The 9,331-nt window shown below is 32.4% G+C and carries 3 protein-coding genes and 1 rRNA gene; all 4 read right to left on the minus strand.

Translation table 11 applies throughout. The features are described 5' to 3' along the window. Window positions 1-154: 154 nt before the first annotated feature. Window positions 155-2,233, minus strand: coding sequence for a TonB-dependent receptor plug domain-containing protein (locus AC1DCD_RS09745; RefSeq protein WP_464641313.1), 2,079 nt, complete (start codon window positions 2,231-2,233; stop codon window positions 155-157). 338 nt (window positions 2,234-2,571) lie between these two features. Next, window positions 2,572-4,353: a 30S ribosomal protein S1 gene (rpsA, locus tag AC1DCD_RS09750; RefSeq protein WP_008449209.1), complete on the minus strand. Its 1,782-nt coding sequence runs from the start codon at window positions 4,351-4,353 to the stop codon at window positions 2,572-2,574. 127 nt (window positions 4,354-4,480) lie between these two features. Beyond that, window positions 4,481-8,923, minus strand: coding sequence for a translocation/assembly module TamB domain-containing protein (locus AC1DCD_RS09755; RefSeq protein WP_464641315.1), 4,443 nt, complete (start codon window positions 8,921-8,923; stop codon window positions 4,481-4,483). A gap of 144 nt (window positions 8,924-9,067) precedes the next feature. Further along, window positions 9,068-9,180: ribosomal RNA gene (rrf, locus tag AC1DCD_RS09760) — 5S ribosomal RNA — on the minus strand. Window positions 9,181-9,331: the final 151 nt, after the last annotated feature.

Genomic DNA, 9,331 nt, shown 5'->3' on the forward strand with positions numbered 1-9,331 from the left:
TTGGCTATGTAATTCCCGCTATTAGGGCTTACTCGGGACTTCCACCCGTTAGAAAATGCTCATGCCGAGCGTACACTATAAAAAGGCTAAACTCCTAATAAGAAGTTCAGCCTTTTCATTTATATATTAAATTTTATCTGTTAGTTAATGATTTTTACAACTTAACTGCAATTCCAGCTACAACCCAAGCTCCGGGCTGTTTCACATTAGCAACATCAACATAATGACATCCCAATATATTATTTGCATTAATGTAAGCATTCCATTTTTTAGCTTCCCAGCTAAGTCGTGCATCTAAAACACCATAACTACCATAATCATGATAATTACCAGCTATATCAAGATAACCATTCATACGATGCTGAAAACGGTAATTAACATTAAGGTTAAGGTGTTTTACGATATTCATATCCAATCCTAAAACTAACTTGTTTTTTAGATAATCTAAAACATATTTACTATTAATATTATCTTCTCCCTCTTTATTCTGATCAAGATAACAATAAGATAAATTAAAATTCTTTAGAATATGTTGAGATGGGAAAATCCTTGAGAGCAACATTTTAGTAGAAAACTCTACTCCAAGGTCATTAATAGATCCAAAATTAACACTCTTCCAGATTAAGGAACCGTTTTTATCCTTACTACCATCATTAATCCAATCGATAAGATTATGATGATGATTATAAAAGATATTTGCAGAAGTAATGATATAATTGTTTACATATTTTACTCCTACTTCATATGCACTTAATTCCTCTGGACGTAAGTGCTTATCAGCCTTAAACCCACCTACTGAATAATATAATTCCGTAAAAGAAGGCATACGCAGGGCAGTATTATGAGATGCGTATATTTGCAAGTTGCTGTTAATACTATAATTAACATCTAAACTTGGGAAAAACTTTAAAGGCATATTAGCCTGACTGTTTTTTACAGCAATGAAACCTCCTGAAAGAGTTAAACGATCTAAACTAATATTTTGCTCTAAATAAAATTGGCAGTTAGTCCTGTTTAGTCCTTTTAAATACTGTCTATCGGTTCCGTTAATATTTATAGGCTTATAAAGGTTATCTCCAAGTATTGTACTCTTTATTTTCTCGTTTCTAACCTCTAATCCAAATGCTGTCTTATTCGCATCCGACCATATATAATAAGCATTTAGATTACTACCTATCACATCAGTGCAATGGTAATTAAATGGATATTTTTGGGGGCTATTCCGGAATAACTCAAATCTATCCCAACCCCTATTCCAATATACTGACGGACGTATGCGAAGATTACCTACCTTATTTTCAGCTTGTATGGCAGTATATAACTTTGCGGTATGCTCAAACTGATCGTCCCATTTAACTCCATAAAATGTATTAGAGCCAAAGTCTTTAATACTAAATCCTGCATGCCAATTAAATAACCATTGAGCACCTGAATAAATACCATTATAAAACAGTTTAGAGGTCTGATAATCTGAGTTCAGCATACCTGCTTTATTTCGTAAATAGCCATCACTACGAGTAAAGTTAGCTGAAACCTGATTAGTCCATCTTTTATTTGTTATATTACCACGAGCTCCTACAGAGAAATAACCATATGATCCGCCATCTATATGAAAATCAAATGATGAGTTTTGTGGAGTTTGAGTAATAACATTAATTGCGCCTAATAAAGAAGAAGTACCATAAACGCGCCCTGCAGGTCCTTCTAAAATCTCAATCCGCTTGATATGAGAAATATCTAATGGGAAATCGAAAACATTATGTCCTGTTTGAGGATCACAAATATTAATGCCATTTAATAGCACTGCTATCTGTTCCTGATTTCCACCTCGTATGCTGACATCAGTTTGTGCTCCAATAGGACCACGCTGCCTTACGTCTACTCCTGCTGCATACTTCAGCAAATCATTAACACTTTGTACAGGGGCATGCATAATATCATCATGCTCTAGTACAATTACCTTTCTCGCTTGCTTACTATTAGCAAGTGGAGCGCGCGAACCAGTAACACACACTTCGTTCATCATAACCGGAGATTGGTTTAAAAGTGTAGAATCGTTGCTTGCTTTTACACCTTCGTTACTAATGCTCTTTGCTGTAGCATGCTGAAGGGTAGCAACGCTCAAAACACCAATCACCACTTCTTTCCCTAACACAGAAAAAAGTGAATAGCCGTGACGTGAAAAGTGCTTAAACTTGATAACGCTACGCTTGTTAAAATTGGTTTTGTACATAATTAATATTTAATAAATAAATACTAAGAGGATAGGTAAAATACTTCCTAAAATCCTCTAAAACGGTGCAAAGGTAATAAAAAAACAAAAAAAAAGAAAATCTTAGTACGTCGAGATTGCTTATAATAACATTTAAAACAGCCTATAATAATCTTTAATATAACATGAAAACCATGACAAAATATTTTTATAAAAGAATTATATTAGACGTAATGGACATTTAATAAGCTAAAAAGAAATATGGCTTATTACGCCAATATTTTACATAAAAAAAAGAGGATGTGCATAAATTTTTCACACATCCTCCAAATAATATCTAAAAAAGGGAAAAGTATATTTTACTTACCTTCCATTTTTTTCTTAAGATCTGCAAGAACATCAAGATCACCAAGAGAAGTTCCTGCTGCTACATTATTAACTTGTGCTGCAGCTTCTTGCTTGCGAGCTGTATTGTTACTATTACTGCGCGAACGACGTGGCTGCTCTTCCTTAACCTCTTCAAATGTACGAGAATGAGAAAGAATAATACGCTTTGTATCCTTAACAAACTCTATAACCATAAATGGTAGCTCCTCGCCAAGCTGTGCTTGGGAACCATCTTCCTTAACAAGATGCTTTGGAGTAGCAAAGCCTTCACCACCTTCGTTTAAAGCAATAACTGCACCTTTATCCATTACCTCTGTTATCTTACCTGTATGAACAGAACCTGGAGTATAAATAGACTCATATTCATCCCATGGATTAGGCTCAAGCTGCTTGTGTCCTAAGCTTAAACGACGATTTTCCTTATCTATCTCAAGCACAACTACATCTATTTCTGCCCCTTGATGAGTAAACTCTGAAGGATGTTTCACCTTCTTTGTCCAAGAAAGATCTGAAATATGAATTAAACCATCTACACCTTCTTCTAACTCTACAAAGATACCAAAATTAGTGAAATTGCGCACCTTAGCAATATGCTTAGAACCTATAGGATATTTGTCCTCAATAGATTCCCAAGGATCAGCCTTTAATTGTTTAATGCCAAGAGACATCTTACGCTCGTCACGATCAAGAGTTAAGATAACTGCTTCTACTTCATCACCAACTTTCATAAACTCCTGTGCAGAACGTAAATGCTGACTCCAGCTCATCTCTGAAACATGAATTAACCCCTCAACACCTGGCTGTATTTCTACAAAAGCACCATAGTCTGCCATAACGACTACCTTACCTTTTACATGATCACCTACCTTAAGATCTGCATCTAAAGCATCCCAAGGATGAGGAGTAAGCTGCTTCAAACCTAAAGCAATACGCTTCTTTTCTTCATCAAAATCAAGAATAACTACCTTAATTTTCTCATCAAGAGTAACAACTTCGTGAGGATCACTTACACGACCCCATGAAAGGTCTGTAATATGAATAAGACCATCTACACCTCCCAAGTCGATAAACACACCATATGTAGTAATATTCTTAACTGTACCTTCAAGAATCTGACCTTTCTCCAAATGTGAAATAATCTCTTTGCGCTGTGCTTCCAATTCTGCCTCAATAAGTGCCTTATGAGACACAACAACATTACGGAATTCCTGATTTATCTTAACAACCTTAAATTCCATTGTCTTACCTACAAAAACATCGTAGTCGCGTATAGGATGAACGTCAATTTGGCTACCAGGCAAGAAAGCTTCAATACCAAATACATCAACTATCATACCACCTTTAGTACGACTCTTAATGTAACCCTGAATAATTTCATCGTTATCAAGAGCAGCATTTATATTCTCCCAGCTCTTCTGTAAACGAGCTTTCTTATGAGAAAGAACTAACTGACCACGCTTATCTTCCTGACTCTCTACAAAAACCTCGACTTTGTCGCCTGCTTTTAACTCAGGATTGTAACGGAACTCCGATGCTGGTATAATACCATCGCTCTTATAACCAATGTTAACCACAACCTCTTTCTTATCAACAGAGATAACTGTGCCTTCAACAACTTGGTTTTCTTGAATTTTGTTAAGAGTATCATCGTAAACTTTAGTAAGATCTTTCTTACTTGCATCTACACTTGTACCGTTCTCGAACTCGTCCCAATTGAAATCATCAAGTGGCTTGACGTTTTCTAAATTTGTCATAAATTTTAATTAATTAATAATTTAATAAAGTTAGACTTTATATGAATAATTCTCTCACGTAAGGATATAATAAATCCAAACTATGTGCAAAGTTAATAATAATAATCTGTACATCAGTGATATTGCTTTATTTTTTTTTATTTTTATTATGTAAGCCAAAAAGATCTCGCAAATTAGTAAAATCTTTCTTCAGAATAATACCAATACCTTGTGTAGTAAGAGAATTACGTGCGAAATAACGATCATTATTCTTATTGTAGAAATGAAAAGCCACATTACCATTTTTTTGTAATAAATAACGAAGATCAAAGTCTCCAATAAAAGAAGATGAGTTTGTAGCTACATTATCTCTATAGCCCAACTCTCCATTTAATAGTAAACGATCATTAAACAATCTTCCTGAAAATATTCCTTCATACTCTGCATTATTAAGTCCTTCATTACCAGTAGCTATATTTGTTCCAAAATTCCAGTTATTTGAATTTATAACATTTGAAAGTATTGTATTTATTTGTTGGGATAATGTTCCTGATAGCAAACTTTGCACTGCTAAAGAAGTGCGATGCTGAGCAGCATTATTCTGTAAAGAGTTATTACTTGTTTGAGGATAAAACCTTCCAATAGCTAATAGATATAACACTTGCTGATTAAGATCCTCTTCAGAATTAAGCAAAGAATGAACTATTTGTTGAGCATCATCAGACAAATTAGGGAAATTTATACCAAAAGTAACATTAGGCGAACCTGCCGTACCTTTAATATTAAGTAAACAATTTACCTTCGTATTAGTAGAGAAAAGAGGCTGTCCTATCTGCAAATCACTAAGTGATACAGAACTAAGAGAATAGACCCCCTGCAAATTAAGTGTAGCATTAAAAGGATCACCACCAAAAACAATTGTTGATGTCGGCAGAAAAGCAAAAGTCTTTTTAATTGCATTTTCTATAGTAATATTATACGCACCATGATCTACAAAAAAATTACCATACATTTGGAATGAACCTTTATTATAATAAGTAGCACGTATGCCTCCATATCCATTAAGAAGTAGATTATCACGAGTAGATTCATCTGTGATAACCTCCATGGTAAGATTTGGATTAGTATTAAAAAGAAAGTTTATATTAAGATCACTAAGATTATTAAAATTATGAAAAACAACATCACTATTTCCATAGCCTATAGTATCCCTCTTATTAGTTACTTCTAACTTTTTTTCTTTACTCATAAGAGAATCCTTCTCTACTTCATTCCACCTTATAAAATAATTTTCCCCTAAAGAACTTGCCCGACTTGCATCATAAACTATATGTGAATTCGGCTCAGGAGATAAATTCACATCTAAAGTAGTTTCGCCTGATAAACCTTTTATATGACATGTACCTGTACCATAAACAACACCCCAAAACGACTCCTTATTAATTTGCTGTGGAAAATTATAACATAACAGATTCTTTGTTGCTATATTCACATTATAAGAAAAATTACTTAAATAATCATGACTCAAACCTCCTGTTATAACTCCGATATTATTATTAACATCTCTAATAGTATCTTTATCAAAGATAATCTCATTAGGAAGCATTTTTATATGACTATTCTCAAAGGTATAAGTAGTGCCTATAGGGGTAATTGACATTCGACCATTAGCTACTAAGTCGCCTTCAAGATTAATATGACTAAGAGGACCTACTACTTTACACCAACCATTAATAGAACCTTCTATATTATCCATAAATGAATCACAATAACTTTTCATAAAATAAAGTTTAGTGTTATGCGCATATATAGGTAAATTGATATACTCGTTTTTCAAATCAACATATCCCTTTATATCTGTATAAGAACTATTATTAGCCACAGCTTTAGCATTAATATAAGCAATTTCGTTCTTACTATCATAAGTTGATTCCGCTGTAAGTTCGCCCATTGGACCATCTTGAAAGGTAAAGTCTTTTACAAAAAGTTTAGTATTTATTATAGGGTGAGAGAATATAGATTTAACAGAAGCTGTACCTGAAGCTAACCCTCCAAAATTAACATCATGGAAATTAACTAAATCGAGAATATAAGGCACTTCTATATCCTTTAGATAAACTGAAAGAGAATCCTCAGGATCACCGGAAGTCTTACCATTTACTATTATATGCTGTGTCTTATTAGATATTTCAAAATGATTTATTATCAGATTCTTGCGATAATATATCATATCAGAAGGTTGTAAAGTAAGACTTATCGTATCTATATTAATATTAGAAGGATTAAAATGAACTCGCGTAGCAAGAGAACCGCCATGGTTATAAAAAAATATATCACTATTTATAACACTCTTAAAAGGAATCTTCCCTTCTGCAGTACAATTTATAATAGATGAAATCTTATTCTGTCCTATTCTTGCAAAAGTATTAATATAAAGATGCGGCTTCTTGGCGTTGTTATACTCTCCTTTTATAGTTGTTATAAGGTTGCCCTCCTTAGAACCTACTCTTATATCAACATTTTTCATCTCAGTATCAGCAAAAGAAACTTTCTTCGACTCAAAGAAAAAGTCAATATCTTTTGTTTTCTCATTAAATTTTCCATTAAAAGCAATAGGACTTTCCAATTTTAAAGGCAGCTTAATATACTCTTTTATAGCATCATAATTTTTAAGTTGCACATCAAATGCTATTTTATTATATTTACCCATAGGGATATATCTCTCACTAACAAGACTGGGAAGGTAAGCATGAATTATATTTTTAAAACTTTGAAAAAGAGTAGACAAATTATAAGAACCACTAACATGAGCTTCGCCATAATCGCTCTCTATATCAATGTTTTTAATCAATTTATCATTCTCTGTATTTATTCTTATTTTTTTTATAGAAAGTACTTTATCCTTGCTGCTAATTGTTACATTTGAAAAATTGAAAAAGCCACTAATATCATATAAATTAGAGAATGAACCTTTTAATTCAGAAGTAAAACCAATAATATGAGAACCTAATATTTTTGTGAAATGAAAAGCTGATAAATCTACTTTCTTAACTATTACCTTTGCTTTTATGTTTAATTTTTTCTTTTTAGATATAAATTTATAGATATCAGACACAACCCCATCAAAAGATAAAGTTCCATTAGGATCATTTACTCTTACTTTCCCACCAAAACTATCATTAGCATACAAGCCTTTTACACTTATATTTTTATAAGAATAATTATTATATACGAAAGATGGAACAGTTACGTTTAAGCCAACATTCTTTAAATCAGTAGTTCCTAAAAGGTTCATACCTATAGAGAGGTTACCATATCTTGCATCTCCTATAATTTTATACATCCTTATTAATGGACTATATATGCTCAACGTAAAATTCCTATCTTTTATTTTTAAATTTATATTAGCTTCACCTACCTTGTTCCGCAAATGCCCTTTAATACTAAGTAATTGTTTAGTACGCATAAAAGATCCTTGACAATAAATATTACCCAAGTCAATAACCGTTTTAGGAATTTTCAACTTAAAAATATTATCTATCGACTTAAGGGTAGAACTATCTATACCAAAAGATACCTTATTAAGATAAATATCTGGAACACTATGACTTAATCTTAATTCTCCCTTAGCTTTAACAAACAATGAACGATCACAAGAGGATAGTGAAAATTTAGACAACTTTATTCTATTTACATCATATTTAGAATTTATAGATAAACTAAATCTTCTATTAACATACCTCAAAGTAGGCACAAATAGCCGAACATCAGAAGTTGATATTATAGCATTATTAAATTTCACTTTACCTCTTAAAGACGACTTTTTTAATTTGCCTTTTTCAAAACAATAATACACATTAATATTAGCCCCTAACAATTTGCTATATGGTGTAACTATATTAACTTTAGAAAGCTCTGCATGCTTACTATCTGCAAACAACTTTAATCCTAATCTATCTAATTTAAATCCACTTCTTTCTTTTAAACTTAGTGAGCGAACCTCTGCACTTATGGTATCGTGAGCTATATTATTAATAATAAGATTAGCTGATAAATTTTCTATTCGTATATGATTCAAATCAAAACCATAATTTCGCAATGGCTCTCCCAAACGGTCATACTTTAAAAAGCAATTACGCATTATAAGATTACGAATAGACAGATTAAAATTACTTCTTTCAGAGTTATCCTTTGAAGATAAAGAGTCTAAGATAAATTGATAGTTGGCAGGAGCTTTTTGGGGCTTATAAAAGATGCCTTTCATACCAAAAAGTTGGACTGAAGAAACTGACAAGCAGCCTTTCTCTATCAAAGGAATTACATCTACTTTAAATGCTAAACGCTCTGCAGAAAGCATTTTATAATTCCGCTGATCATAAATAATCATATTGTTAATAACAATACGATTTAAAAAGCCTAATTCTATCTGGTCTATCTTAACGTGTGTTCCTAATTTTTCTGAAATAGCTTTAGATATACCTATACCTATTACGTTTTGTACTACTGGAAGATGCAACAGTACAATAATTATAATATAAACTATTATTATAGTTTGTATTATCCACTTAAAAAAAACACAAATCTTTCTCAATATACCTGCAAAGCTACAAAAAAAAACTTACATTTAAGTAAATAGTAACTACTTAAGTCAACTCAGAAGCTAATGCTCATAAAGAGCCGCACACAAAAAAGCTCTGACTACATTTCTGTAATCAGAGCTTTTATTTATTATAAAAGAAGGCGGTCTCCTACTCTCCCACATTGCATTGCAGTACCATCGGCGCAAACGGGCTTAACTTCTCTGTTCGGAATGGAAAGAGGTGGAACCCCGTCGCAATAACCACCTAAATAAGGTAGACATATTGACTAAAATAAAATGTAAAGAACATATATTTTATAAACATAGAAAAACACACAGCTCAAAGAATGAACCTATATGCTTATATAGAATATTATCTAAAAAAGCATCGAAGAAAGTTTCGGGCAATTAGTAGTGCTT

Source organism: Prevotella sp. C0209C1 (genome assembly GCF_056583855.1).

What these genes read in the sequence shown, in the direction of transcription:
- AC1DCD_RS09745 (WP_464641313.1), bottom strand. Translation starts at nt 2,233, where the DNA reads ATGTACAAAACCAATTTTAACAAGCGTAGCGTTATCAAGTTTAAGCAC.
- rpsA (WP_008449209.1), bottom strand. Translation starts at nt 4,353, where the DNA reads ATGACAAATTTAGAAAACGTCAAGCCACTTGATGATTTCAATTGGGAC.